The 25,378-nt window shown below is 65.8% G+C and carries 20 protein-coding genes; 14 read left to right on the plus strand and 6 right to left on the minus strand.

Going from position 1 to position 25,378, the window contains the following annotated elements; genetic code table 11:
- Positions 1–9: 9 nt before the first annotated feature.
- Positions 10–903, minus strand: coding sequence for a dihydrodipicolinate synthase family protein (locus DEA8626_RS13535; protein ID WP_108853766.1), 894 nt, complete (start codon positions 901–903; stop codon positions 10–12).
- 97 nt (positions 904–1,000) lie between these two features.
- On the opposite strand from DEA8626_RS13535, the gene DEA8626_RS13540 reads away from it, so the two are divergent.
- The 7 genes from DEA8626_RS13540 (at position 1,001) to DEA8626_RS13570 (ending at position 8,795) form a co-directional block, all read left to right on the plus strand.
- Positions 1,001–1,660 carry a GntR family transcriptional regulator gene (locus DEA8626_RS13540; RefSeq protein WP_108853767.1) on the plus strand — a complete coding sequence of 220 codons (660 nt, stop codon included), beginning with the start codon at positions 1,001–1,003 and terminating at the stop codon, positions 1,658–1,660.
- Between the two features lie 329 nt (positions 1,661–1,989).
- Positions 1,990–2,217: a hypothetical protein gene (locus DEA8626_RS13545; RefSeq protein WP_146188870.1), complete on the plus strand. Its 228-nt coding sequence runs from the start codon at positions 1,990–1,992 to the stop codon at positions 2,215–2,217.
- 224 nt (positions 2,218–2,441) lie between these two features.
- A complete protein-coding gene (locus DEA8626_RS13550; RefSeq protein WP_108853769.1) occupies positions 2,442–4,592 on the plus strand; it encodes a dihydrolipoyl dehydrogenase family protein in 2,151 nt (716 codons plus the stop codon).
- Positions 4,593–5,213: a CDP-alcohol phosphatidyltransferase family protein gene (locus DEA8626_RS13555; RefSeq protein WP_108853770.1), complete on the plus strand. Its 621-nt coding sequence runs from the start codon at positions 4,593–4,595 to the stop codon at positions 5,211–5,213.
- A 17-nt stretch (positions 5,214–5,230) separates the two neighbouring features.
- Positions 5,231–6,418, plus strand: coding sequence for an ABC transporter substrate-binding protein (locus tag DEA8626_RS13560; protein WP_108853771.1), 1,188 nt, complete (start codon positions 5,231–5,233; stop codon positions 6,416–6,418).
- Complete coding sequence (locus tag DEA8626_RS13565; protein WP_219929200.1) at positions 6,394–8,124, plus strand: ABC transporter permease; 1,731 nt, start codon at positions 6,394–6,396, stop codon at positions 8,122–8,124. The genes DEA8626_RS13560 and DEA8626_RS13565 overlap by 25 nt, the downstream gene beginning before the upstream one ends.
- Positions 8,121–8,795 (plus strand): ATP-binding cassette domain-containing protein, encoded by a 675-nt coding sequence (locus tag DEA8626_RS13570; protein WP_108853773.1) that lies wholly within the window; start codon positions 8,121–8,123, stop codon positions 8,793–8,795. The genes DEA8626_RS13565 and DEA8626_RS13570 overlap by 4 nt, the downstream gene beginning before the upstream one ends.
- A 9-nt stretch (positions 8,796–8,804) precedes the next feature.
- Here DEA8626_RS13570 and DEA8626_RS13575 read toward each other — a convergent pair whose 3' ends face one another.
- Positions 8,805–9,686 carry a LysR family transcriptional regulator gene (locus DEA8626_RS13575; RefSeq protein WP_108853774.1) on the minus strand — a complete coding sequence of 294 codons (882 nt, stop codon included), beginning with the start codon at positions 9,684–9,686 and terminating at the stop codon, positions 8,805–8,807.
- A complete protein-coding gene (locus DEA8626_RS13580) occupies positions 9,686–10,264 on the minus strand; it encodes an isochorismatase family protein (protein WP_108853775.1) in 579 nt (192 codons plus the stop codon). Before DEA8626_RS13580 ends, DEA8626_RS13575 begins: the two co-directional genes overlap by 1 nt.
- Before the next feature lie 105 nt (positions 10,265–10,369).
- On the opposite strand from DEA8626_RS13580, the gene DEA8626_RS13585 reads away from it, so the two are divergent.
- The 6 genes from DEA8626_RS13585 (at position 10,370) to DEA8626_RS13610 (ending at position 21,632) form a co-directional block, all read left to right on the plus strand.
- Positions 10,370–12,817, plus strand: a complete 2,448-nt coding sequence (locus tag DEA8626_RS13585) for a GcvT family protein (RefSeq protein ID WP_108853776.1) — start codon at positions 10,370–10,372, stop codon at positions 12,815–12,817.
- Between the two features lie 68 nt (positions 12,818–12,885).
- Positions 12,886–15,330 carry a GcvT family protein gene (locus DEA8626_RS13590; protein WP_108853777.1) on the plus strand — a complete coding sequence of 815 codons (2,445 nt, stop codon included), beginning with the start codon at positions 12,886–12,888 and terminating at the stop codon, positions 15,328–15,330.
- 76 nt (positions 15,331–15,406) lie between these two features.
- Positions 15,407–16,960: a trimethylamine methyltransferase family protein gene (locus DEA8626_RS13595; RefSeq protein ID WP_108853778.1), complete on the plus strand. Its 1,554-nt coding sequence runs from the start codon at positions 15,407–15,409 to the stop codon at positions 16,958–16,960.
- Positions 16,961–16,988: 28 nt separating this feature from the next.
- Positions 16,989–17,888 carry an NAD(P)-dependent oxidoreductase gene (locus DEA8626_RS13600; protein WP_108853779.1) on the plus strand — a complete coding sequence of 300 codons (900 nt, stop codon included), beginning with the start codon at positions 16,989–16,991 and terminating at the stop codon, positions 17,886–17,888.
- Between the two features lie 87 nt (positions 17,889–17,975).
- A complete protein-coding gene (locus tag DEA8626_RS13605) occupies positions 17,976–19,598 on the plus strand; it encodes a GMC family oxidoreductase (RefSeq protein WP_108853780.1) in 1,623 nt (540 codons plus the stop codon).
- A gap of 24 nt (positions 19,599–19,622) precedes the next feature.
- Positions 19,623–21,632 carry a hydantoinase/oxoprolinase N-terminal domain-containing protein gene (locus DEA8626_RS13610; protein ID WP_108853781.1) on the plus strand — a complete coding sequence of 670 codons (2,010 nt, stop codon included), beginning with the start codon at positions 19,623–19,625 and terminating at the stop codon, positions 21,630–21,632.
- A gap of 26 nt (positions 21,633–21,658) precedes the next feature.
- On the opposite strand, the gene rlmN is transcribed toward DEA8626_RS13610, so the two are convergent.
- Together rlmN and DEA8626_RS13620 are read right to left on the minus strand one after the other, a co-directional pair.
- Positions 21,659–22,855 carry a dual-specificity RNA methyltransferase RlmN gene (gene rlmN / locus DEA8626_RS13615; protein WP_108853782.1) on the minus strand — a complete coding sequence of 399 codons (1,197 nt, stop codon included), beginning with the start codon at positions 22,853–22,855 and terminating at the stop codon, positions 21,659–21,661.
- Between the two features lie 94 nt (positions 22,856–22,949).
- Complete coding sequence (locus tag DEA8626_RS13620) at positions 22,950–24,173, minus strand: DegT/DnrJ/EryC1/StrS family aminotransferase (protein WP_108854056.1); 1,224 nt, start codon at positions 24,171–24,173, stop codon at positions 22,950–22,952.
- A 100-nt stretch (positions 24,174–24,273) separates the two neighbouring features.
- On the opposite strand from DEA8626_RS13620, the gene DEA8626_RS13625 reads away from it, so the two are divergent.
- Positions 24,274–24,627 (plus strand): hypothetical protein, encoded by a 354-nt coding sequence (locus tag DEA8626_RS13625; protein WP_108853783.1) that lies wholly within the window; start codon positions 24,274–24,276, stop codon positions 24,625–24,627.
- Positions 24,628–24,634: 7 nt separating this feature from the next.
- Here DEA8626_RS13625 and DEA8626_RS13630 read toward each other — a convergent pair whose 3' ends face one another.
- Entirely contained in the window at positions 24,635–25,300 is a 666-nt protein-coding gene (locus DEA8626_RS13630; RefSeq protein ID WP_108853784.1) for an HAD-IA family hydrolase, read from the minus strand.
- Positions 25,301–25,378 lie beyond the last annotated feature (78 nt).

Raw genomic sequence — 25,378 nt, forward strand, 5'->3', positions numbered from 1 at the left:
GGCGTTTCCTCACAGCTCCGGCAGGTCGGGTCTTGCGGCGATGGCATCCTTCACGATCCGCTCCACGCGCTCCCGGTGCTCGCCCGAAAGCGACAGGCGCGGGGCGCGAACGCGGTCGTTCGAGCCTATGGCGTGGACCTCGGCCAGCTTGATCTGCTGGACGAGGAAGGTCGAGACGTCGAGATCGAGGAGCGGCCGGAACCAGCGGTAGATCGTCCGCGCCTCGTCCAGGCGGCCCTGCCGGATCAGTTCGTAGATCGCGACGGTTTCGCGCGGGAAAGCGGTGACAAGCCCGGCGACCCAGCCGACCGCGCCCATGATGAGCGCCTCGTAGGCGAGGTTGTCGACGCCGGTGAAGACGTCGTAGCGGTCGCCCACGGCGTTGAAGATCTCGGTCGTGCGGCGGATGTCGTCGGAGCTTTCCTTGATCGCCACGAAGCGCGCGTCGTCGGCGAGCTCGGCCATCATGTCCGGCGTCACGTCGACGCGGTAGCCGACGCGGTTGGAGTAGATCATCACCGGCAGGTCGCCGGCGGCGGCGATCGCGCGGAGGTTGGCGACCGTCTCGTCGCGGCTCGTGAAGTAGATCGGCGAGGGCACGATCATTAGCCCGTCCGCCCCGGCCTTGGCCGCGCGCTTCGCAAGCTCGCAGGCCTCGCGCGTACCGGGTTCGGAAATCGTCAGAAGCGCTGGTTTGGAGCCTGACGCGGCCTTGCAGAGCTGCAAAACCTCGAGCCGCTCGTCCGGCGACAACATATTGCCTTCGCCGAGCGTCCCGCAGGCGATGAGCCCGTGGCAGCCGGCCCCAATGAGAAGCGCAAAGCAGCGCTCCATCTCCGCCCTGTCGAGCTTGCCGTCCTCGGTGAACTTCGTCGTCACCGCGGGTATCACGCCGCGCCACATCGCCTGTCCCCTTCCGAGTCGCTCTAATGATTCCACGTGACTCGGATACTGGATATTGGATACAATAATCAAGGGCGATCATCGAACGGAGAACAGGGTGCGGATCGACAGCGTGGATATCGGGCGCAGAGCATCGGCGGCCGTCATCATCTACGAGGCGCTGAAGAAAGCGATCGTGGACGGCCAGCTTGCCGACGGCGCGCCTTTGCGCCAGGACGAGATCGCCCGCATGTTCAACACCAGCCGCATCCCGGTGCGCGAGGCGCTGACGATGCTGGAACAGCAGGGGCTGGTCGAGACGCAGCGCTTCAAGGGCGCGGTCGTCGCGGGAATTTCACCCGCCGAGGCGAGCGAGATCTGGGAATTCCGCGCGCTGCTGGAAGGGCACGTGATCGAACGGGCGGTGCCGAACATGGACGCCGAGGTGATCGAGACGGCGCGCGGTTATCTCATTGCGTTCGACAAGGCGACGCAACCGTCGGAATGGGGCGATCTAAACCGCAGGTTCCACACCCATCTCTATCGTGCGAGCGGTCTGTCCTATCATTTGGATGTCATCGAGAAGACGCTCGACCGCGTCGACCGGCACCTGCGGGCGCAATTGTCGCTCTCGAACGGTGTCCGGCGCGCGACGGAGGAGCACGAGGCGATTCTCGATGCCTGCGCGAAGTGCGACGCGGCACGCGCGGGCGCGCTGACCCGGCAGCACATCCTTGGGGCCAGGAGCAATCTTCTGGACCATCTGCCGGGTGGCTGAGCGGCCCGAGGCGCATGTGCATCATCGCACACATAGTCTGCGCACTTGACTTCGCTGCGCGAGAGGGCGAAGCCAGCACGCCCCTGTGAGATTTCGGACGGTCGGCGAAACAATTCATCAACAAGAAAATCGTTCGACATGAACTCTTTGCGCGCTCCGCTGGCGCGCGCGTGAGAGTCGGTAACGCTCGTGCAAACGGCGCACAAAATCTGCGTGATCTGCCGCGAGCGGACTGTGATTTCCCAGCGGCGGCCTGGACCCTCATCTTCCCATTACCGGCCCGGACGTCGGGCATGAGCCAAAACGAACCGAACCCGAAAGGACAGATCATGAAGCGCATTCTTCTTACCACCGCCCTCATCCTCTCCACCGCCGGCGCGGCAGCCGCTATGACCAACCCGGGCGAGCTGAGCGGCCCGGCCCGCGCTGAGGCCGAGCGCCTGGTGCCGAACGGCGATTTCGACAACCTCACGAGCGCCCAGGTCGGCGCGATCCGCTCAATTCTGTACGGCGACGACAGCAATCGCGGTGGCCAAATCCGCGCTGTTCTCAACTGAAGCCACTCACGCCGAAGGAGGTGCCCGCCGATCGCGCGGGCACCTCTTGCTGTCTGCTCACGCAGCGATCACGAGATGCGGACATTTGTGTAACGGTATTGGCCTGAACCGTTCCTTCGGTGCACAACGGTCGCGACGGGAACCGGGGATGGATCAATCGGAATGACACTCAGCCGAGGCCTTGCGCGGGCCGCGAAAAGACGCCGCGCAGCGGAAAGCGACAGATGAAGAAGCCCGTCCTGTTCCTCGCGTTGGTATTGGTCGTCACGGTGCTGATCTGGATGATCAGCCGCAATCCTCCCGATCTGGAGATGCTGCGCGACGAACTTACGCGCGTGCAAGATTGGCGCACGGCGCGGCCCGTCTCGGTCGCGCTTGGCATATTCGTTGCCTATGTGGCGGTCACTGCGCTGTCACTCCCGCTCGCGGCCTGGATGACGCTCGCCGTCGGGGCGCTCTTCGGCTTCTGGTGGGGGCTTCTGATCGTGTCCTTCGCCTCGTCGATCGGCGCGACGCTCGCCTTTCTTGCCGCGCGTTACCTATTGCGCGATTGGGTGCATGAGAAATTCGGCTCGCGCCTGACAGCGATCGACGAAGGCATCGAACGGGACGGGGCGTTCTATCTGTTCACGCTGCGTCTCATCCCGGCTGTGCCCTTCTTTGCGGTCAACCTTCTGATGGGGCTGACACCGATCAAGGCCTGGGTGTTCTACGTGGTCAGCCAGATCGGCATGCTCGCCGGCACTGCGGTCTACGTGAACGCGGGCACGCAACTGGCCCAGCTCGAAAGTCTCTCAGGCATCCTGTCGCCGCCTCTCATCCTGTCGTTCGTGCTTCTGGGGCTTTTCCCGTGGATGGCTAAATTCGCGCTGCGCCTTGTGAAGCGGCGGCGGGCCTATTCCGGCTGGGACCGTCCCGCGAGATACGACCGCAACATGGTCGTGATCGGCGCGGGGGCCGCGGGGCTGGTATCCTCCTACATCGCGGCGGCGGTGAAGGCAAAGGTGACGCTGGTCGAAGGCCACAAGATGGGGGGCGATTGCCTGAACTACGGCTGCGTGCCGTCAAAGGCGCTGATCCGGTCGGCGAAGCTTGCGCATCAGATGCGCCATGCCGACCATTACGGCCTGTCGGTGACGCAGCCGGAGTTTTCGTTCCGCAAGGTGTTCGAGCGCATCCGCGAGGTGATCGCGAAGATCGAGCCGCATGACAGCGTCGAACGGTACGAAGGCCTCGGCGTCGAGGTGCGGTTGGGCCATGCCAAACTCATCGATCCGTGGACGGTCGAAATCACGGGCGAGGACGGCGAGGCGGCACGGCTGACGACACGCTCGGTCATCCTCGCCACGGGAGCCGAGCCCTTCGTCCCGCCGCTGCCAGGTCTCGACGCGACGGGCTATCTGACATCCGACACTCTGTGGGACGAGATGGCCAAGCGCGACGCGGCGCCGACGCGGCTTGTCGTTCTGGGCGGTGGTCCGATCGGCTGCGAACTGGCGCAGAGTTTCGCGCGGCTCGGGTCCGAGGTCACGCAGGTCGAGATGCTGCCGCGCATCCTGATCCGTGAGGACGAAGAAGTCTCTGAATTGTCCGAAAAGGCGCTTGAAGCCGATGGGGTGGTCGTTCTGACCGGGCACAAGGCTACCGGCTGCGGCGTGACCGACGGGGAGAAGTGGATCGAGGTCGAAGCGGAGGGCGCGACGCAGCGCATCCCCTTCGACGATCTTCTCGTCGCTGTCGGGCGGGCCGCGCGGCTGGAGGGCTACGGGCTCGAGGAACTTGGCATTCCGACCGGCAAGGTGATCGAGACGAACGAGTACCTTGAGACGCTCTATCCCAATATCCTCGCGGCTGGCGATGTCGCGGGGCCGTTTCAGTTCACCCACACAGCCGCGCATCAGGCGTGGTTCGCCTCGGTCAATGCGCTCTTCGGGAAGTTCAAACGGTTTCGCGCCGATTATCGAGTGATCCCGTGGGCGACCTTTACCGACCCGGAAGTGGCGCGCGTCGGTCTGAACGAACAGGAAGCGCGCGAGAAGAAGATCAAGTACGAGGTCACGCGCTATGGCATCGACGACCTCGACCGGGCGATCGCGGACGGCGCGGCGCATGGCTTCGTCAAGGTCCTGACGCCGCCCGGCAAGGACGAAATACTCGGGGTTACGATCGTCGGCGAACATGCTGGCGACCTAATGGCGGAATTCGTGCTGGCGATGAAGCAAGGGCTGGGCCTGGGTAAGATCCTGTCGACGATCCACATCTACCCGACGCTCGCCGAGGCCAACAAATACGCCGCGGGGGAGTGGCGGAAGGCGCATGTGAACGACACGGCGCTTCGCCTCCTCGAGCGGTTCCACACCTGGCGGAGGGGTTGAATGATCGACCACCGCCTGATGCCCGTATTGCGCGCTGTGCTGGACCCTCCGGCCAGAGCGCTGTCGGCGCGCGGCGTGACAGCGGATCAGATGACGATCTTGGGCTTCACGCTGGGGCTCGCCGCGGTGGCCGCCCTGGCTGTGGGGGTGTTCGGGCTGGCCCTCCTCCTCATCCTCGCCAACAGGATCGCCGATGGCCTCGACGGGGCCATCGCGCGTCGCACGCGACCGACCGACCGGGGCGCATTCCTCGACATCGCGCTCGACTTCGTTTTTTACGCGCTCGTTCCCCTGGGCTTTGCGCTCTCCGACCCGGCGGCGAACGCTCTGCCCGCCGCCGCGCTGATCGCGAGCTTCGTGGGCACCGGGTCAAGCTTTCTGGCCTACGCGTCGATTGCTGCCCGGCGCGGTCTGACCGCCGAGGCCTATCCGACAAAGGGCATCTACTATCTCGGCGGGCTTGCCGAGGGCGCCGAAACCATCGCCGTCTTTGTCGCGATGTGCGTTTGGCCGGCAGCTTTCCCGGCGCTCGCTTGGGCGTTCGCGGCGCTCTGCGCGGTCACCACGTTGTCGCGCTGGCATCAGGGCTGGGCCGCGTTTGGATCAACGAGTAACAGTTAGAAAAACGAGGAGTGAGAATGCGTCTCCCCATCATCTCCGCGCTCATTGCAGCCATCGCCGTCCCGACGTTCGCGGAAAGCTGGGACGACACGCTCTCCGCCGCGCGCGGCCAGACCGTCTTCTGGAACGCCTGGGGCGGAGACGAGCGCACGAACGATTTCATCGCCTGGGCAAGCGACGAGCTAGACGCCAGATACGGCGTGACGATCCACCACGTGAAGCTCTCCGACACCGCCGAGGCGGTCACCCGCGTCATCGCCGAGAAAGCCGCCGGAAAGACCGAGGGCGGCTCGGTCGATCTGATCTGGATAAACGGCGACAATTTCCTGTCGATGAAGGAACAGGGGCTGCTTTACGGCCCGTTCGTCCAGGACCTGCCCAACGCGAAATACCTCGACCTATCCGAAGGCTCCGCCGCGACGGTAGATTTCACGATCCCCACCGAAGGCTACGAATCGCCCTGGCGGCTCGCGCGATTCGTGCTGACACATGACAGCGCCCGAGTGCAGGAGCCGCCGCGTTCGGTGACCGCGCTTCTCGATTGGGCAAGCGAACATCCCGGCCGGTTCACGCATCCCGCCGTGTCGAACTTCATGGGGGCGACCTTCCTGAAGCAGGCGCTGATCGAGCTCGCGCCGGACCCGGCCCTGCTTCAGTCCGAGCCGACGGATGAGACGTTTTCTGGCGTGACAGAGCCGCTTTGGACTTGGTACGACGCGCTCCGCCCGCATCTCTGGCGGCAGGGCAAGACGTTTCCCGAAAACGAAAGCGTGCTGCAGCAGATGCTGAACGATGGCGAGGTCGATTTCGCGATGGCCTTCGACCCGGCCGCGGCCGCGGCGGCCGTGGAACGTGGTCTGTTGCCCTTTTCGGTCAGAAGCTACGCGCCTGAAGGCGGATCGATCGGCAATGTGAGCTTCGTCGCAATCCCCTTCAACGCCGCGCACAAGGAGGGCGCGATGGTCGTCGCGAACTTCCTTCTAGATCCCGCGACACAGGCGCGCGCGCAGGACATTACCATTCTAGGCAGCTACTCCGTGCTCGATCCTGCGGCACTGGGGGCCCAAGAGAAGGCGGCCTTCGATGCCCTGCCCTCCTCTCCGGCACTGCCTACGAACGAAGAGCTCGGCCGCACGCTGAACGAGCCGCATCCCGGCTGGATGACCCGGATCGCCGAGGAATGGGCGAAGCGTTATACCGAATGACGTCGCCCGAGGGCCGCCTTCTTCGCCTGACAGTGCTGTGCCTCGTGGTAACCGGGCTCGTCCTGCCGATCCTCGCGGGTTTGGCCGAGACCACGCGGGCGGCCTTCGGAATTCTCCCCGCGATCGGAGCCGAGACGCTGTCGCTCGATCCCTGGAGGCGGCTATTCGCGTTGCCGGGTTTCGCGACGAGCCTTTCTTTGACGGTCTGGACCGGCTTTGCCGCGACGCTTTTGTCACTGGTTTTGGCCATCGGTTTTGCCGCCACGCTGCATGACCGGTTCGGGCCGGTGACCGGCGGGCGGCTTCTATCGCCGTTCCTGGCCACGCCACATGCCGCGATGGCGATCGGGCTTGCGTTCGTCATGGCGCCCTCAGGCTGGATCGCGCGCATCCTGAGCCCCTGGGCAACGGGTTGGGACCTGCCGCCCGACCTTGCGACCGTGAACGACCCGATGGGGCTCGCGCTGATCCTTGGGCTCGCCATCAAGGAGGTGCCGTTCTTCCTTCTGGTGATCCTTGCGGGGCTCACGCAGCTTCCGGTCAGGCGACACATCGCACAGGGCCAGGCGCTGGGCTACGGGCGCGGGATCATCTGGATCAAGGTTATCATGCCGCAGCTCTATCCGCTCATCCGGCTGCCGGTCTACGTCGTGCTTGCGTTCTCGCTATCGGTCGTTGACATGGCGATAATCCTCGGCCCGTCCAATCCCCCGGTTCTCGCGGTAGCGGTCACGCGGTGGTTTCTCGCCGCCGACACGACCCTGATCCTTCCGGCCTCGGCGGCGGCGCTACTGCAAACCGCAATTGTGCTGGCCGGGATCGCCGCGTGGTGGATCGCCGAGCGTCTGGGCGTGCGGATCGGACTCTTATGGCTGCGCCGGGGCGGGCGCGGCGTGCCTGCGGAACCCGGACTTGTCGCCGCGGGCGCTCTCGCGGCGGGGCTTCTGGCGATCGGGGCGGCGGCGCTTCTGTCGCTGCTCGTCTGGTCTCTGGCCTGGCGCTGGTCGTTCCCCGCCGCGCTTCCCGAGAGCTGGAGCATGAAGGCCTGGATGCGGCCCGGCGCGGGCTGGGGCATGGCGTTCGGGACGACGGTGGTGATCGGTGCATCGGCGACCCTCCTGTCGGTCGCGTTGGCTATCGCGTGGCTCGAGGGCGAGGATCGCGCCCGGATGCCGCGTGCGCGCTGGGCCGAGGCGCTGATCTATTTGCCGCTTCTCGTGCCTCAAATCGCCTTCCTCTACGGACTTCACGTCACTTTCTTGCGCGCGGGCTTGCCGGCCGGGCTTGGCGCGGTGATTTGGGGGCAAGCGCTATTTGTCTTTCCCTACGTGATGATCGCGCTCTCCGATCCGTGGCGGTCGCTCGATCCCCGACTGCCGCGCGCGGCGGCAGCGCTCGGGGCCGGCCCGGTCCGCCGACTGTTCGCGGTAAAGATTCCGGTGTTGCTGCGACCGGTGATGACTGCGGCGGCGATCGGTTTCGCCGTCTCGGTCGCGCAGTATCTGCCGACACTGTTTCTCGGGGCCGGGCGGGTCGCCACCTTGACGACCGAAGCGGTCACGCTGTCATCGGGATCAGATCGCCGCGTGACCGGCGTCTACGCGGTGTTGCAGGCGGCTTTGCCGTTCGCGGCCTACCTCGCGGCACTCGCCGTCCCGGCGTTTCTCCACCGCAATAGTCGGCAACTTTCGGGGGCGGTTTCATGAGGGGATTGGAGCTTCAAAGCGTCTCTATTCATGCGGAAAACGACGAAACCCCGCTATTCCCGCCCCTCACGCTGCGCGTTCCGAGAGGGGTGATCGCGACAGTTGTCGGCCCGTCCGGCATCGGCAAGTCGACATTGTTGGACGTTGTCGGCGGCCATCTTCCGCGCGGTTTCGGGGCGACCGGTAAAGTCCTTCTCGACGATCGGGACGTCACTCATCTTCCCGCCGAGCGCAGACGGATCGGCGTTCTGTTCCAGGACGCCGCATTATTCCCGCACCTATCGGTGGGTGACAACCTCGCCTTCGGCCTCGCGCACGAGGTCCGGGGACGCACCGCGCGCCGGGCCGCCGTGGCCGCCGCGCTGGAACAGGCCGGCCTCGCCGGATTCGCGGACCGCGATCCCGCCACGCTCTCGGGCGGTCAGCGCGCCCGCGCGGCGTTGATGCGGACGCTGCTCGCCGAGCCCTGCGCGCTTCTGCTCGACGAGCCCTTCTCGAAGCTTGATCCCGCGCTGCGCTCGGATCTGCGGCAGTTCGTCTTCAGTCACATCCGGGACCGAAACATCCCCGCCCTTCTGGTGACGCATGACGATGCCGACGCCGTCGAGGCGGATGGGCCGGTTGTTGAGTTGGAGGAACATCCCGGATACGGGAATATTCGGGCAGAATAGAGCCTTGTCTTAACCCACCCGCCGTCGCGCCAGCGAGCGCTCCCCAGGACCGAATCGCGCGCTGAGAATGCTGAGCAGCCGTCTGTGGGCGGAGCGGTGCCGATGGCGGATGTGAATGCCCGCGTAGATCGGCTGCGGAATCGGCGGCGCGTCGGCCACCAAGCGGCAGGACCCGGCGCGCACGAGTTCCTCGGCCGAGTTGCGCAGAACGTAGGCCGTCCCGCCGAGGGTGCTGACAAGTTCTACCATCGCCGCGTTCTGGCCGATCGAAAGGCTCGCCCCGGTCAGCCTTGGGTGGAGCGCCGCGTGGATCTGAATCAATGCGTCGGAGAAATGCGGAAGAATGTAGCTCTCGCGTCGGACGTCGGACAGGCGGTCGGTTTCGGTCGATACCATGAGATAGGTAATCTCTCCCAGCGTCTGGAAGTGGAGGTCAGGATGATATCGAGGAGCAAAGAGGATCGCGAAATCCTCCTTTCCGGTCGTCAGGTCCAAGCACATCTGCACCGAGTAGTCAGCCTCAAAGAAGAACGAAGTGTCCGGCAGCGCGGCGCGGAAATCGCGGATCAGCTCGCTGAAATGAATGTTCACCAGGTCATGCTGGATGCCGATGTGCATCGTGGCCGCGCCCGAACCGGGATCACGCACGGCGTTGCGGGCCTCAGACCAGCCATGGAGAAGACCGCGCGCATGGGGTGCGAACCGCAGGCCCTCAGTGGTGAGCTCCGTGCCCGAACGCGACCGGGTGAACAGCCGATGGCCGAGCGCGCGTTCTAGCGCGCGGACGCGGCCGGAGACGGTGGACTGGGTCACGCCGAGCCGGTCGGCGGTCCGGTTGAAACTGCGCGAGTCGCAGAGATCAAGGAAGGTTTCGATGAGCTCGATCTGCATCAGAGTGTCAGCCCGGCTGGAAGTATGGCACCCATCGCGCTTCGTGTGTGTCCGAGCGTTTCCAGATCTCGGGCCCACTCGTAAAAGATGCCTTTCACGGTTGTGATCGTGACGCCTGCCTGCTTCATTCGTGCGAGTCCCGCCGCATGATGTTCGCCCGGAGACGCTGTCGCGTCGGATACGGCGACCACCCGATAACCAGCGGCCAGAAGACCGAGGGCGGATTGAGAGACGCAAACATCGGTCTCAAGCCCCAGCAACACGGCCTCGGTTCGCCCGCTGGCGCGGACTGCGTCCAGAATGTCGCCCTGACCGGCAAGTCCGAACACCCGTTTGTCGAAAACCCGCGTTTCGGGCGGAAGTGCATCCGTGACTTCCCCGACTGGCGGTCCGTTTTGCTCGACGTCCTCTGCCATCGCGACGACCGGAACGGAGAGATGGCGGGCAACCCCAATCAGCCACGCGATGCGTCCAACCAGCGGCTCGCGCTGTTGCGGGGGCAGTTTGTCGAGAAAGCGCGCCTGTACGTCGATCACCGCCAGAACGGATTGCCTACGGTCGAACAGCAGATCGGACATGTCGGCTCTCTAATCGGGTTTTCCGATTAATAATACGCGATCTGGCGAATTGAAAGTCGGCCAATGCCGGGGAATACTCCGCGCGCAAGTTCGAGGGAGGATGTCATGGCCGATTTTCCGACGACAGCGCGGGTGGTGATCATCGGGGGCGGCGCGGTGGGCGTCTCGGTACTCTATCACCTTGCCAAAGCGGGATGGACGGAATGCGTTTTACTCGAAAAGAACGAACTAACCGCAGGATCTACCTGGCACGCAGCGGGCAACGTTCCGACCTTCTCGACCTCGTGGTCGATAATGAACATGCAGCGCTATTCGACCGAACTGTATCGGGGGCTCGGCGAGGCGGTCGACTATCCGATGAACTACCATGTCACCGGCTCGATCCGGCTCGCGCATTCCAAGGAGCGGATGCAGGAATTCGAGCGCGCCAGAGGCATGGGCCGCTATCAAGGCATCGACATCGAGATGCTTGGCGTGAACGAGATCAAGGACAAGTATCCGTTCATCGAACTTCACGACCTCAAGGGTGCGCTCTACGACCCGACCGACGGCGACATCGACCCCGCTCAGCTCACCCAGGCGCTCGCCAAGGGCGCGCGCGACCTGGGCGCGACGATCCTCCGCTTCACCCCCGCGACCGGAGTTTCCCGCGAAAACGGCGAATGGATTATTCACACGGAAAAAGGCTCTATCCGGGCGGAATACGTAGTCAATGCCGCCGGCTACTACGTCCAGAAGGTCGGCGAGTGGTTCAAGCCTTTTGGCGGGCGGACCGTGCCGATGATGGTGATGAGCCACCAGTACATGCTGTCCGAGCCGGTGGCCGAGCTCGAAGCCTGGTCGAAGGAGCATGGCCGCAAGCTGCCGCTCCTGCGCGACGTGGACTCATCCTACTATCTCCGGCAGGAGAAGACCGGCTTCAACCTCGGCCCCTACGAGCGGAACTGCAAGGCCCACTGGGTGACGCCCGACGACCCGATGCCGGAGGATTTCAGCTTCCAGCTCTACCCGGACGATCTCGACCGGCTGGAATGGTACATCGAGGACGCGATGGCGCGCGTGCCGCTTCTGGGCGCGTCGGGCATCAGCCGCGTCATCAACGGTCCGATCCCCTACGCGCCGGACGGGCTGCCGCTGATCGGCCCGATGCCGGGCGTGCCGAACGCGTTCGAGGCCTGCGTCTTCACCTTCGGCATCGCCCAGTCCGGCGGCGCGGGCAAGGTGATGGCGGAATGGATCACCGAAGGCGCGACCGAATGGGACATGTGGGCGGTCGATCCGCGCCGCTACACCGACTACACCGACCGCGACTACTGCATCGCCAAGGGAATGGAGACCTACGGCCACGAATACGCGATGCATTTCCCCTGGCACACCTGGCCTGCAGGGCGGGACAAGAAACTGTCGCCGCTGCACGGCCGGCTGAAGGAGACGGGCGCGGTCTTCGGCGCCTATAACGGCTGGGAACGGGCGAACTGGTTCGCAAAGCCAGGCGACGATACGTCCGAGGAAGCGACTCAGACGTGGAACCGCGCGGGGCCATGGGAGGCCCGTATCCGCGAAGAGGCGCTCGCGGTGCGCGACGGCTGCGGCATCCTGCCGATCACCGGCTTCACGCGGATCAAGGTCGAAGGGCCCGGCGCGAAGGACTTCGTGGACGGTCTGGCGGCCTCGGCCTTGCCCCGGCCGGGGCGGATCGGACTCGTCTATTTCCCCGACGCGCGCGGCCGGATCCTGACCGAGATGTCGGTGATGGTGCATTCGGACGAGGAGGTCGGGCTGATCACCGCCGCCGTCGCGCAATGGCATGACGCCGAGATCCTGTCGCGGCAGGCGCCCGAGGGGATCACGATCACCGATCATTCCGACAAGGTGGAGTGCCTTCTGGTGACGGGTCCGAAATCGCGCGAGATCCTCGCCCCGCTCACCGATCACGACCTCTCGCTACCGTGGCTCTCGGTCAGCTTCGAGGGCCGGGTCGCGGGCGAGGACTGCGCACTGGTCCGGGTGTCCTTCGCGGGCGAACTCGGCTGGGAAATCCATTGCGCGCCGGAAAGCGCGCCCGCGATCTGGGACGCGGTCACCGGGGCGGGCGCGAAGCCCTTCGGGATGTGGGCGCTGAACTCGCTCAGACTCGAGAAGGGGTATCGCGCGTGGAAGGGCGATCTGTCGACCGATTACAGCCTCCTGGAAGGCGGGCTCGACCGGTTCATCAAGTTCGACAAGCCCAAGGACTTCCCCGGCAAGGCGGCGCTTCTGGCCGAGAAGCAGCGGGGCGTGAAGAAGCGCTTCGTCACGCTGACCGTCGAGGCGGGCGAGGCGGATGCGCCCTACATGTCGACGCTCTGGCAGAATGGCGAGGTCGTTGGCGAAACCACATCGAGCGGCTGGGGCTACCGCGTCGGCAAGTCGATCGCGCTCGGGATGCTGAGGAGCGATCTGGCGGTGCCGGGGCAGCAGATCGAAGTCGAAATCTACGGCGAGCGTCACCGCGCGGTGGTGCAGGAGGACCAGCCGCTCTGGGATCCCAAGAATGAGAGATTGCGCGCTTGAGATGGGAAGGCCGGGGGCGCTGCCCCCAGACTCCCAGTAAATTTGCGGCAAGATGAAGGGTCAGAAAAGTGACGAACCTGCCTAAAAAAGCGAGATGCGTGATCATCGGCGGCGGCGTGATGGGCTGCTCGGTCGCCTATCATCTTACCAAGACCGGCTGGACCGACGTCGTGCTCTTGGAGCGCAAGCAGCTGACCTGCGGCACGACCTGGCATGCGGCGGGGCTGATCGGTCAGTTGCGCGCCTCGGCTAACATGACGCGGCTCGCGAAATATTCCGCGGACCTCTATCGCGGGCTTGAGGAGGAGACGGGGCTCGCGACCGGCATGCGCCAGGTCGGCTCGATCTCGGTCGCGCTGACCGAGGCGCGGAAGGAGGAGCTCTATCGCGGCGCGTCGATGGCGCGCGCCTTTGGCGTGCCGGTCGAGGAGATCTCGCCCGCCGAGGTCAAGGAGCGGTATCCGCATCTGAATATCGAGGGCGTGAAGGCCGGGGTCTGGCTGCCCACCGACGGGCAGGGCGACCCGGCGAACATCGCGCTGGCCTTGGCCAAGGGCGCGCGGGCGCGCGGCGCGGTCATTGCGGAGGGCGTGAAGGTTACAGGCGTCGCCGTCGAGGGGCGGCGGGCAACGTCCGTGTCCTGGGAGCAGGGCGGCGAGCGGGGCGAGATCCAGGCCGAGCATGTCGTCAACTGTGCCGGGATGTGGGGCCGCGAGGTCGGCCGCATGGCGGGCGTCAACGTGCCGCTTCATGCCTGCGAGCATTTCTACATCGTGACCGAGCCGATCAAGGGGCTGACCCAGATGCCGGTGCTGCGGGTGCCCGACGAATGCGCCTATTACAAGGAGGATGCGGGCAAGTACCTCTTGGGCGCGTTCGAGCCGAACGCGAAGCCCTGGGGGATGAATGGCATCCCGGAGGATTTCTCGTTCGACCAGCTTCCGGAAGATTTCGACCATTTCGAGCCGATCCTTGAACGCGCGGTGAACCGGCTGCCGATGCTGGCCGAGGCGGGGATCCACACCTTCTTCAATGGGCCGGAGAGCTTCACGCCGGACGATGCCTACAATCTCGGTCAGTCGCTCGAGGTCGACAATTTCTGGGTCGCGGCGGGGTTCAACTCGATCGGCATCCAGTCGGCAGGCGGCGCCGGCATGGCGCTGGCGGAGTGGATGGAGACGGGCGAGAAGCCGTTCGATCTGGGCGATGTGGATGTCGGGCGGAACCAGCCGTTCCAGGGCAACCGGCATTACCTCTTCGAGCGCTCGAAGGAGACGCTAGGGCTCCTCTATGCCGACCATTTCCCATACCGCCAGAAAGCCACGGCGCGCGGCGTGCGGCGGACACCGTTCCATGCGCAGCTGGAAGCGCAGGGCGCGGTCTTCGGCGAGATCGGCGGCTGGGAGCGGGCGAACTGGTTCGCGAGCGATGGCCAGGAGCGGGAATACCAGTACAGCTGGGGGCCGCAGAACTGGTTCGCCAACCAGGCGGCGGAGCACAAGGCGGTCCGCGAAAATGTCGGTATGTACGACATGTCTTCTTTCGGCAAGATCAGGGTCGAGGGGCGGGATGCCGAGACCTTCCTGAACCACGTATGCGGCGCCGACATGTCGGTGCCCGCAGGCAAGATCGTTTATACCCAGTTCCTGAACTCGACCGGCGGGATCGAAGCCGACGTCACCGTGACGCGGCTGTCGGAGACCGCCTATCTCGTGGTGACCCCGGCCGTGACGCGGCCCAGGGATCAGGTCTGGATGCAGCGGCATGCCGGCGAGTTCAACGTGGTCGTCACCGACGTGACGGCGGGCGAGGGCGTCCTGGCCGTGATGGGGCCGAACGCGCGGACACTGATGCAGAAGGTCAGCCCCAACGAATTCTCGAACGACGTGAACCCTTTCGGCACCGCACAGGAGATCGAGATCGGCATGGGGCTGGCCCGGGTGCATCGCGTCTCCTATGTGGGTGAGCTGGGGTGGGAGGTCTACGTGTCATCCGACATGGCCGGCCACGTCTTCGAGACGCTCTGGGAGGCGGGGCAGGAGTTGGGTCTGACCCTTTGCGGCATGCACATGATGGACAGCTGCCGGATCGAGAAGGCGTTCCGCCATTTCGGCCATGACATCACCTGCGAAGATCACGTGCTGGAGGCAGGGCTCGGCTTCGCGGTAAAGCTGCAGAAGGCCGATTTCATTGGTCGCGACGCGGTAATGCGAAAGAAAGAGGCGGGGCTGGAGAAGCGGATGCTGCAATTCCGGCTCTCCGATCCCGAAGTCATGGTCTATCACAACGAGCCGCTGATCCGCGACGGCAAGATCGTGAGCTATCTGTCTTCGGGCGCATATGGCCATCACCTCGGCGCGGCGATCGGTATGGGATACGTGCCATGCAGAGGCGAAAGCGCGGCGGAGGTGCTTGGCTCGGTCTACGAGGTCGAGGTCGCGGGGCGGCGGGTGGCGGCGGAAGCCTCGCTTCAGCCCATGTATGACCCGAAATCGGAACGCGTTCGGATGTGACGGACCCGGGGGCTATCTGCCCCCGGAGAGTAATTGCCAATGTCAGAAGGCTGGAAGCTTTCAGGGAGAAACGGCGATGTCGGATGAAGCGACGAGTTGCGAGCCGAAACGGGCGGCACGGGCAGGAGGGCGAGAGGCGCGGAGGGCGATGCGGGCGGCACCGCTGGCCGAGCATATTCGGCCGGTCCGCGCCGGTCTTCCGGGCGGCCAGTACAAAGCGCTGACTGAGGCCGGAATGGCCAAGATCCACGCCGCCGCGCTTGAGGCGCTGGAGGTGATCGGGCTGAGCCAGGCGCCGGAGTCGGGTGTCGAGATCATGACCGGGGCGGGCGCGGTGCTGGGCGATGACGGGCGGCTGCGATTTCCACGTGCTTTGGTCGAGGACATGCTGGCGGTGGCGGCGCGAGACCTCACGCTTCATGGTCGCGATTCGAAGCACGATCTGCATCTGACCGGCACGAATGTGCATTTCGGCACGGCGGGCGCCGCGGTCCATGTCGTCGATCTGGAAACCAACACCTATCGCGATTCCACCGCGCAGGATCTCCATGACGCGGCGCGGATCACCCATCATCTCGACAACGTGCACTTCTTCCAGCGGGCGATGGTCGCACGCGACGTGCTCGACAATCTCGAGATGGACCTCAACACGATTTATGCCTGCGTCTCCGCGACGACCAAGCATATCGGCACGTCGTTCTCCGACCCGTCGCACGTCCAGCCCTGCATGGACCTGATTCATCGCCTCGCGGGCGGGGAAGAAGCATGGCGGGCACGGCCGTTCATCTCGAATTCCAACTGCTTCGTCGTGCCGCCGATGAAGTTCGCCGAGGAAAGCTGCGTCACGATGGAGCACTGCATCCGGGCGGGCATGCCCGTGCTGCTGCTCTCGGCCGGACAGGCGGGCGCGACGGCTCCGGCGCCGATCGCGCTCGCCATCGTGCAGGCGGTGGCGGAGTGCCTGGCCGGCGTGGTCTACGTGAACGCGATGAAGCCCGGCCATCCGGCGGTTTTCGGCACCTGGCCCTTCGTCTCGGATCTCAGGACCGGGGCGATGTCGGGCGGATCGGCCGAGCAGGCGCTGCTGACGGCGGGCTGCGCGCAGATGCACCGATTCTACAACCTGCCGGGCGGCGCGGCTGCGGGGATCAGCGACAGCAAGCTGCCGGACATGCAGGCGGGCTGGGAACAGGGCATCACGAACGTGCTGGCCGGGCTTTCGGGCCTCAACATGGTCTACGAATCGGTCGGAATGCATGCCTCGCTTCTGGGCTTCTGCCTGGAGTCACTGGTCCTTGGCGACGACATCCTCGGGCAGGTCCTGCGTTGCGTGCGGGGCATCGACGTGACCGAGGATTCGACCTCGATCGAGGCGATGAAGCAGGTCTGCCTCGGCGGGCCCGGCCATTACCTCGGGTCGGATCAGACCTTGTCGCTGATGCAGACCGAATATGTTTACCCGACACTCGGCAACCGGATGAGTCCGAAGGAATGGGTGGAGGCAGAGCGGCCAATCCTGATCGACAAGGCGATCAAGCGCAAGAACGAGATCCTCGCGAAGGCGGGACTGCAGGTCGACCCGCAGCTCGATGCGGCGATCCGGAAGGACTACAACATCTATTTCCGCTGAAAGAGAGACTGTTTTCGGGAGGGGCAGCGTGCATTACGGATATATCGGGCTAGGCAATCTCGGCGCGAACTGCGCGGCCTGCCTTCTGAAAGCGGGGTTCGGCGTCACGGTCCACGACCTCAACAAGGGCCTCGCCGACCGGTTCGTCGCCGCGGGCGCGACCTGGGCGGAGAGCGTCGAGGGTCTGGCGGAGCAGGTGGATCACGTGATCACCTGCCTGCCGTCGCCCGCCGTCTCCGAAAGAGTGCTGCGCCAGATCCTGCCGGCGATGAAGCCCGGCGCGACATGGATCGAGATGTCGACGCTCGGCCGGGATGACGTCCTGGCGCTGGCGGCGGTCGCCCGGGAGCAGGGCGTCCGGATGCTGGAATTGCCGGTCACAGGCGGCGTTCATCTGGCGGCGCAGGGCAGGATCACGATGCTGCCCGGCGGCGACAAGGACCTCGTCGAGCTACACTGGAAGGCTTTCGAGGCGATGGGCGACCGGATCTTCCACATGGGGCCCTTGGGCGCGTCGGCGATCATCAAGGTCATCACCAACATGCTCGCCTTCATCCATCTCAAGGCCTGCGGCGAGGCGCTGATGCTCGCCAAGCGCGGCGGGCTCGACCTCGCGCAAGCCTGGCACGCGATCGCGGCCTCTTCGGGCAACTCCTTCGTGCATGAAACCGAAGGCGCGCTTATCCTGAACGGCTCCTACGACGTCGCCTTCAACATCGACCTCGCGCTGAAGGATCTCGGCTTCGCGCTGGGCTTCGGCAGGGAATTCGGCGTGCCCTTGGACCTCGCCTCGATGACGAACCAGACCTATGTCGCCGCGAAGGCGGCCTATGGCGGCGAGGCGCAGTCGCCGATGATTGCGAAGCTTCTGGAGGACCTGCTCGACACCGACCTCCGCGCCCCGGGCTTCCCCGCCCGGCTCGAATAGTCCCGAAACGACACCGTTCCGTCGCGTTACGGGCTGACGCGGCGGTGCGCGCTTGGCATCACGGCGGGGCGCAGGCAGGGGAAGGCCGTGGACGGGGCAGGTTACGACTACATCATCGTGGGCGCAGGCTCGGCGGGCTGCGTTCTGGCCGAGCGGCTGTCGGCGAGCGGCCGCCACCGGATTCTGGTGCTCGAAGCCGGCGGCTCCGACCGGCGCTTCTACGTCCATCTGCCTTTGGGCTACGGCAAGCTCTTCTTCGATCCCGCGGTGAACTGGAACTATCGGACGGAGCCCGATCCCGGCCTGGCCGGGAACCGCGATTTCTGGCCCCGTGGCAAGATCCTCGGCGGATCGAGTTCCATCAACGCGATGGTCTGGATCCGCGGCCACCGGAGCGATTACGACGACTGGGCGGCCGAGGCCGGGTCCGGCTGGGGCTGGGACGCGGCGCGGGCGGCCTACCGAGCGATCGAGGACAACGAGGCAGGGGGCGACGAAGTGCGCGGCACGGGCGGCCCTCTCTTCGTCTCGGCCAACCTCCGGGACCTGCACCCGCTTTGCGAAAGCTTCATCGGCTCCGCCGAGGCCACGGGCCTGAAGCGCAATGCGGATTTCAACGGCGCGGAGCAGGACGGCGTCGGCATCTACCAGATGACGATCCGAGGCGCGCGACGCAACTCCGCCGCTAGGGCCTTCCTGCGCCCGGCGATGAAGCGGGCCAATGTCCGGGTCGAGACCCACGCCCATGTCACGCGGATTCTTTTCGAGGGGCGCCGGGCGGTCGGCGTGGAATACCGCCAGAACGGCGTTTTGCGGCAGGTTAGAGCCGAGTCCGAGATCATTCTCTCCGGCGGCGCGATCAACTCGCCGCAGCTTCTGATGCTGTCGGGCATTGGCGCTGCCGCGCATCTCAAGGACAACGGCATCGACGTCGTCGCGGATAGCCCCTACGTCGGACAGAACCTGACCGACCACCAGGGGATCAACTACACCTGGCGCATGAATGTGCCGACCTACAACGACGTCCTGCGGCCGTGGTGGGGCAAGCTTTTCGCGGGCATGCGCTACTTCATGGGCGGCAAGGGGCCGCTCGCGAAGTCGATCAACCATGCGGGCGGGTTCTTCCGCACCTCGCCGGACCTCGCCCGCCCGAACATGCAGCTTTATTTCCAGGCGTTCTCGACGCTCATCCCGCGCGAGGGCGAGCGGCCGCTGTTGACGCCTGACCCGTTCCCGGGCCTCTCCATCGGACTTTCGAACTGCCGCCCGACCAGCCGGGGCGAGATTACGCTGAATTCGGCCGATCCCTTCGCGGCGCCGAGGATCGTGGTCAACGCGTTTTCCACCAACCATGACGTCGAAGAGATGCTGACGGCGGTGAAACATCTCCGTCGGATTGCGGCGCAGGAGCCGATGCGCGCGCTCATCGCCGAGGAACTGCGCCCCGGGCCAGAGGTCCAGGGCGACGAGGATCTGATCGCCGATATCCGCGCCCGGTCGGGCACGGTCTTTCACCCGTCCTGCACGGTCAGGATGGGCAGCGACCCCGCAGCATCGGCCGTGGACCCGAATCTGAAGGTACGCGGCGTCGAAGGCCTCAGAGTCTGCGACGCTTCGGTCTTTCCAACGCTGATCGGCGGCAATACCAATGCGCCCAGCATTCTCGTCGGCTGGCTGGGCGCGGAACGCATCTTGCACGACGCCCGCTGAGACGCGCGAACAGGGACAGGAAACATGGCCTATCTTCTCGGTGTCGACACGGGCGGCACATATACCGACGCCGTGATCCTCGACGAGGGCGAGGACCGCGTCGTCGCCTCGGCGAAGTCGCTGACCACCCGGCCCGACCTGGCGCCGGGCGTCGGCCGCGCCATCGACGCGGCGATCGCGAAGGCCGGGGTCGCGGCGGGCGAGGTCGCGATGGTCTCGCTCTCTACGACGCTCGCGACGAATGCGCTCGTCGAGGGCCAGGGCGGCCGCGTCGCGCTGATCTTCATCGGCTTCGAGGAGGCGGAACTGGGCCGCGCCGGGCTGACCGAGGCGCTGAAGGGCGACCCGGTGATCCGTCTCGCCGGGGGGCACAATCACGGCGGGGCGGAGGTCACGCCGCTCGATCTGGCCAGGTTAGAGACTGAAATCACCGCGCTCGGCCCCGACATCACCGGCTTTGCCGTGGCCTCCAGCTTCGCCACCCGGAACGCCGCGCACGAACATGCCGCACGCGACCTGATCCGCGCGAGAACGGGCAAGCCCGTCACGTGCTCGAACGAGCTTTCCGCCGGGCTGAACGGCCCCCGCCGCGCGCTGACCGCGGTGCTGAACGCGCGCCTCATCGGCATGATCGACCGGCTCATCGCCGCCTGCGAGGCGCATATGGAGGCCTTGGGCATCGACGCGCCCCTGATGGTCGTGCGGGGCGACGGGGCGCTCGTCTCGGCCGAACTGGCGCGCGACCGCCCGATCGAGACGATCCTCTCCGGCCCCGCCGCTTCCATCGCCGGGGCGAGTTGGCTGACGGGCGAGACCGACGCGCTCGTCTCCGATATCGGCGGCACCACGACCGATATCTGCCTTCTGAAGGACGGCAAGCCCGCGATCGACCCGCTGGGCGCGCGGGTGGGCGCGTTCCGCACGATGGTCGAGGCGGTCGCGATGCGCACGACCGGGCTCGGCGGCGACAGCGAGGTGCATCTTTTGGAGGGCCTGACGACCGGTTTCCGTCTCGGCCCGCGCCGGCTCGTGCCCGTCGCGCTCGCCGCGCGCGACTATCCCGACCTCGTGCACGGCGCGCTCGACGCGTGGCTCTCCCAGGACGCGGTCGGCGAGCATGACGGGCGGTTCGCGCTCCCGATGTGGCGCGGCCTGCCGCCCGAGGGGCTGACGGGCCGCGAAGGGGCGGTCGTCGAACGCCTCATTGCCGGCCCGGCGCGGCTTGCGGACTGCGTTCGCACCCGGCTCGAACTGCCCGCGCTCACCCGGCTCGTGGCGCGCGGGCATGTGATGCTTTCGGGCGTCACGCCATCGGATGCTTCGCATGTGCTCAATCGTCTCGACAGCTGGGACGCGACGGCGGCACGCAAGGCGGTGACGCTCTTCGCCCGCCGCCGGAACGGGCGCGGCGACCGGATCGCGGCGGGGCCCGAGGCGCTGGCCGAGTCGATCATCGACCAGCTGACCGCGCAGACCGTCGATTGCCTGCTCGAAGCCGCCTTCTCCGAGGACAGCCGAGACTGGGGCGAAGCGCCCGAGACGCTTGCGCGGCACTCGCTGACGCGCGCGGGTCTCGACCGCCATTCCGGCGTCATCCGCATCGAGGCGCGGCTTGGCGTGCCGGTCATCGGCCTCGGCGCCTCGGCGCCCTCCTATTACGGCGCTGTCGGCGAACGTTTGGGCACGCGAATGGTGCTGCCCGAACATGCGGGCGTCGCCAACGCCATCGGCGCGGTGGTCGGGCAGATCGCAATGCATGCGGAGGGCATCGTGACGAGTCCTGGCCCTGGCCTGTTCTCTGCGCATCTGCCTGAAGGTCCGAAGCGTTTCATCGACCGCGATACCGCAATTGCCGCGCTTGAGGTGACGCTGACGGAAGAGGCGAGCACGCGAGCCCGCCTCGCCGGGGTCGAGAAGATGCGGATTTCGACCGAGCGGGAGCTGACCGAGATCGAGATCGAAGGTCAGCCGATGTTCATCGAGGCGCGGCTGCGGGTGACGGCGCAGGGCCGGCCGCGTATCGCGGTCGGCTGAACCTTTGTGCAGACCCTATTTCAGCGTCAAACGCGGGAAATTCCGGCTTCGGCCGCGATTTCGGCCCGGCTTTTCCGGGCCCGTTCGGTCGCCGATTTGAGCTGACCGCAAGCGGCCATGATGTCCTCGCCGCGCGGGGTTCGGATGGGCGAGGCGTAGCCCGCCTTGTAGATGATGTCGGCGAAGGCCTCGATCCGCTCCCAGTCCGAACGCTCGTAGGGGCTGCCAGGCCATTCGTTGAACGGGATGAGGTTGATCTTTGCCGGGATGCCGGCGATGAGCTTCACCAGTCGTTTCGCATCCTCGTCGCTGTCGTTCACGCCTTTCAGCATCACGTATTCGAAAGTGATTCGTTCCGAGTTCGAGAGGCGTGGGTAGTCGCGAAGCGCATTCAAAAGCGTCTCGATGTTCCAGCGCTTGTTGATCGGGACGAGCCTGTCGCGGACCTCATCCGTCGTCGCGTGAAAGCTAACCGCGAGAAGGCAGCCGATTTCTTCGGCCGTTTTCGCGATTTCGGGCACGACGCCCGAGGTCGAGAGCGTGATCCGGCGGCGCGACAGCGTCAGCCCCTCGCCGTCCATCACGATCTTCATGGCGTCGCGGACGTTCTCGAAGTTGTACAGGGGCTCTCCCATCCCCATCAGGACGACGTTGGAGACCAGCCGCGTCTCATTCTTAGGCGCGCCCTGTTCGGGCCATTCGCCGAGGTCGTCGCGCGCGACCATCACCTGCCCGACAATCTCTGCCGCCGTCAGGTTGCGCACCAGCTTCTGCGTGCCGGTATGGCAGAAGGAACAGGTCAGCGTGCAGCCGACCTGGGACGAGATGCAGAGCGTGCCCCGGTTCTCCTCGGGGATATAGACGGTCTCGACTTCGTGCCCGCCCGCGATCTTCAGAAGGTATTTCCGCGTCCCGTCCGCCGACACCTGCCGTGTCACGACTTCCGGCAACGCGATCTCGAACCGCTCGGCCAGCATCTCGCGGTAGTCCTTGGCGAGGTTCGTCATCGCGGCGAAGTCGCGCACGCCCCAGTGGTAGATCCACTGCCAGATCTGGCCGACGCGCATCTTCGCCTGTTTCTCCGGCGTGCCGGCGGCGATCAGCGCGTTGCGCAGCGCTTCGCGTGTCATGCCGACGAGATTCACCCGTCCGCCGTCCGTCAGCTTGCGGGGGATCGTCATCACGTCCTGCGTGATAGGTGCGTTGGGGGGCGCGTCTGCCATTGGGTCCGGTCCTGAAAGTCGAACGACAGCATATAGTCGATCCGGCCGGGAAACGGAACAGGTTCGATGGCTGCCAGGGGGAAGCCCTCGCCGCTCAGTCCGCCGCGGGGAGGGCCTCGGTCCCTTTGCCTTCGCCTTGGAAGACGGCAGAGACCTCTGCCCGGATGATGCGCGCGATGAGTGCGGCATCGTCCGGCGTGAAGGTGAGGGGCAGCCGCATGTCGATCAGCCCGGTGAGGATTCGGTCGGTTTCGGGCAGGTCCTGGCGCGGCGCGTAGCGCCAGCTGTCGTGGCGCGAGGTAAAGCCTCGGGGTTCGGGCGCGCCGAACCATTTAAGTTCCACGCCACGCCGGGCGGCGCGGGTCAGCAGCGCGCGGATCTTCGCCTCCGGCCAGTCGGGCAGCAGAAACTGGAAGGAAGAGGCGACGTAGCTTTCCGCTTTCGGGCGCGGGATGAGATTCAGTCCGGGCGTGCCGTCGAGCCCGGTCTCGACTACCCGGTAAAGCTCGTTCCAGCGCGCGCATTGGCGCGGAAGGTCGGCGAGCTGCGGCCTGAGGATCGCGGCGCGCAGGTTGTCCATCCGTCCCGAGACGTTGGGTGTGGCGTATTTCACGTCCTCGAATGCCTCGGGCGGCGGCGCGGCGCGGTGGCGGTCGTAGAGCATGTAGCTGCCCGACAGCACGATCGCGCGCGCCATCAGGCCCTCGTCGTCGGAGACCAGAAGCCCGCCCTCGCCGGAATTCATGTGCTTGTAGGTCTGGGTCGAGTAGCAGCCGATCACCCCATGCCGCCCGGACGGCGTGCCGCGCCAGGCGGCGCCCATCGTGTGGGCGCAATCCTCGATCACCGGAAGGCCGGCGGCGGCGCAGACCTGCATCAGCCGGTCCATGTCGCAGATATGGCCGCGCATGTGGCTGAGAAGCAGCGCCTTCGCATCGGGCGCCTTCCGCACTAGATCGTCAAAGTCGATCGTCAGCGCTTCGGTCGTTTCAACGAAGACCGGCACGCCGCCGAGAGCCGCGATGGCACCAGGCACGGGGGCGAGTGTGAAGGCGTTGGTCAGAACCCGGTCGCCGGGCTCTATCCCGAGGGCCCGGAGCGCGCAGCCGAGCGCGTAGCCGCCCGAGGCGACGGCGAGGCAGTACTTCGCACCGGTGAAAGCCGCGAACTCCTCTTCCAGAAGCGCGGTCTCGGCAATTTCGCCCGGAACCGTGTTATAGCGGTGCAGGCGGCCATGGCGCAGAATGCGCAGAGCCGCTTCGACCGACGCTTCGGGGATCGGTTCCTGCTGAGTGAAGCTTCCGGTGAATGTCTCCATGCTGGCGACACTGGCCTTGGCGCGCCGCGGCGTCAATCATCCGCTGGTTGACAAAGCACGCAGGAAATGCGCCGAGTTCCGGACTAGCCAGGAGACGTAGATGAGGCACAGGGTTTCAACAGCCATCGCCGCCGCCCTGTTCGTGGCCGTTGCGACGCCGGCCAGCGCCCAGAAGGTCGTCTACCAGGGTGCGGATGCCGAAAAACTGAAATGCGCGGTCATGCTCTCCATTGTCGGTGAGATAGGGCTCCGCGAGGGCGAGCTGGGCGCGGGGGAATACATGATGACGACCGGCGCGATCATCACGCTGCTGGAGGAATTGCCAGGGACACCCGCGCAAAAGAACCAGGCGATGGACCGGATGGCGGAGCGTCTGTTCGAGGGCGCGTCGGAACGGGACGTCGCTCGGCTATTCGAACGGGATCTGCCGCGCTGCGACCGGTTTTTCCGCTGAGGCGTGGTCAGGCCGGCAGGAACCGGGCGGCGACAGTTGGCAGGGCGTCAAACCCATCGAGCAAGGCGTCGGGCGACAGGCGGGATACGCCCCGGCCCTCTGGTCCGAAGGTGACGAGCGCGACCGGCACGCCCGCCGCCGCCGCGGTGCGCCTGTCGGTTTCCGTGTCGCCCACCAGCATCGAGCGGTCCGTGCGGCCGCCCGAGCGTTCCACTGACAGCCGGTAGGGCGCCGGATCAGGCTTGCGAACCGGAAGAGTATCTGCCCCGATCACCGCGCCGAACAGCCCCCGCACGCCGAGACGCGCCAGCAAGAGTTCGGCCAGGCGCTCGGGCTTGTTCGTGCATATTCCTGTTGCGTAGCCCTCTGCCAGCAGCACCTCCATCGCCTCCACCACACCGGGATAGAGCCTTGTCTGGCGGTCTATTCCTGCCTCGTAGGCGGCGAGAAGGCGGGGGTACTGTGCGTCGACCTCGGCCTCACTGCCCGTTCCCAGCCGGGAAAAGCCGAGCCGCAACATCGCGCGGCCGCCATGGAAAGCCGTCAACGCATCCGCGAGAGGGTCGAGCAAGTCGCCTGCGCCAAGATCGCGGAAGCACTCATTCGCCGCGCCGATAAGATCGGCCGATGTATCGGCGAGCGTTCCGTCCAGATCGAAAATCACTGTGCGCATGCGTCTTTCCGGCCCTGTAACCTCTTGAAGGGTGTTTTGATGCTTGCCCTCTTGCGGCGATCAGGGCCTTGGTTAAAA

Origin of the sequence: Defluviimonas aquaemixtae (assembly GCF_900302475.1) — a bacterium.
GTDB lineage: Bacteria > Pseudomonadota > Alphaproteobacteria > Rhodobacterales > Rhodobacteraceae > Albidovulum > Albidovulum aquaemixtae.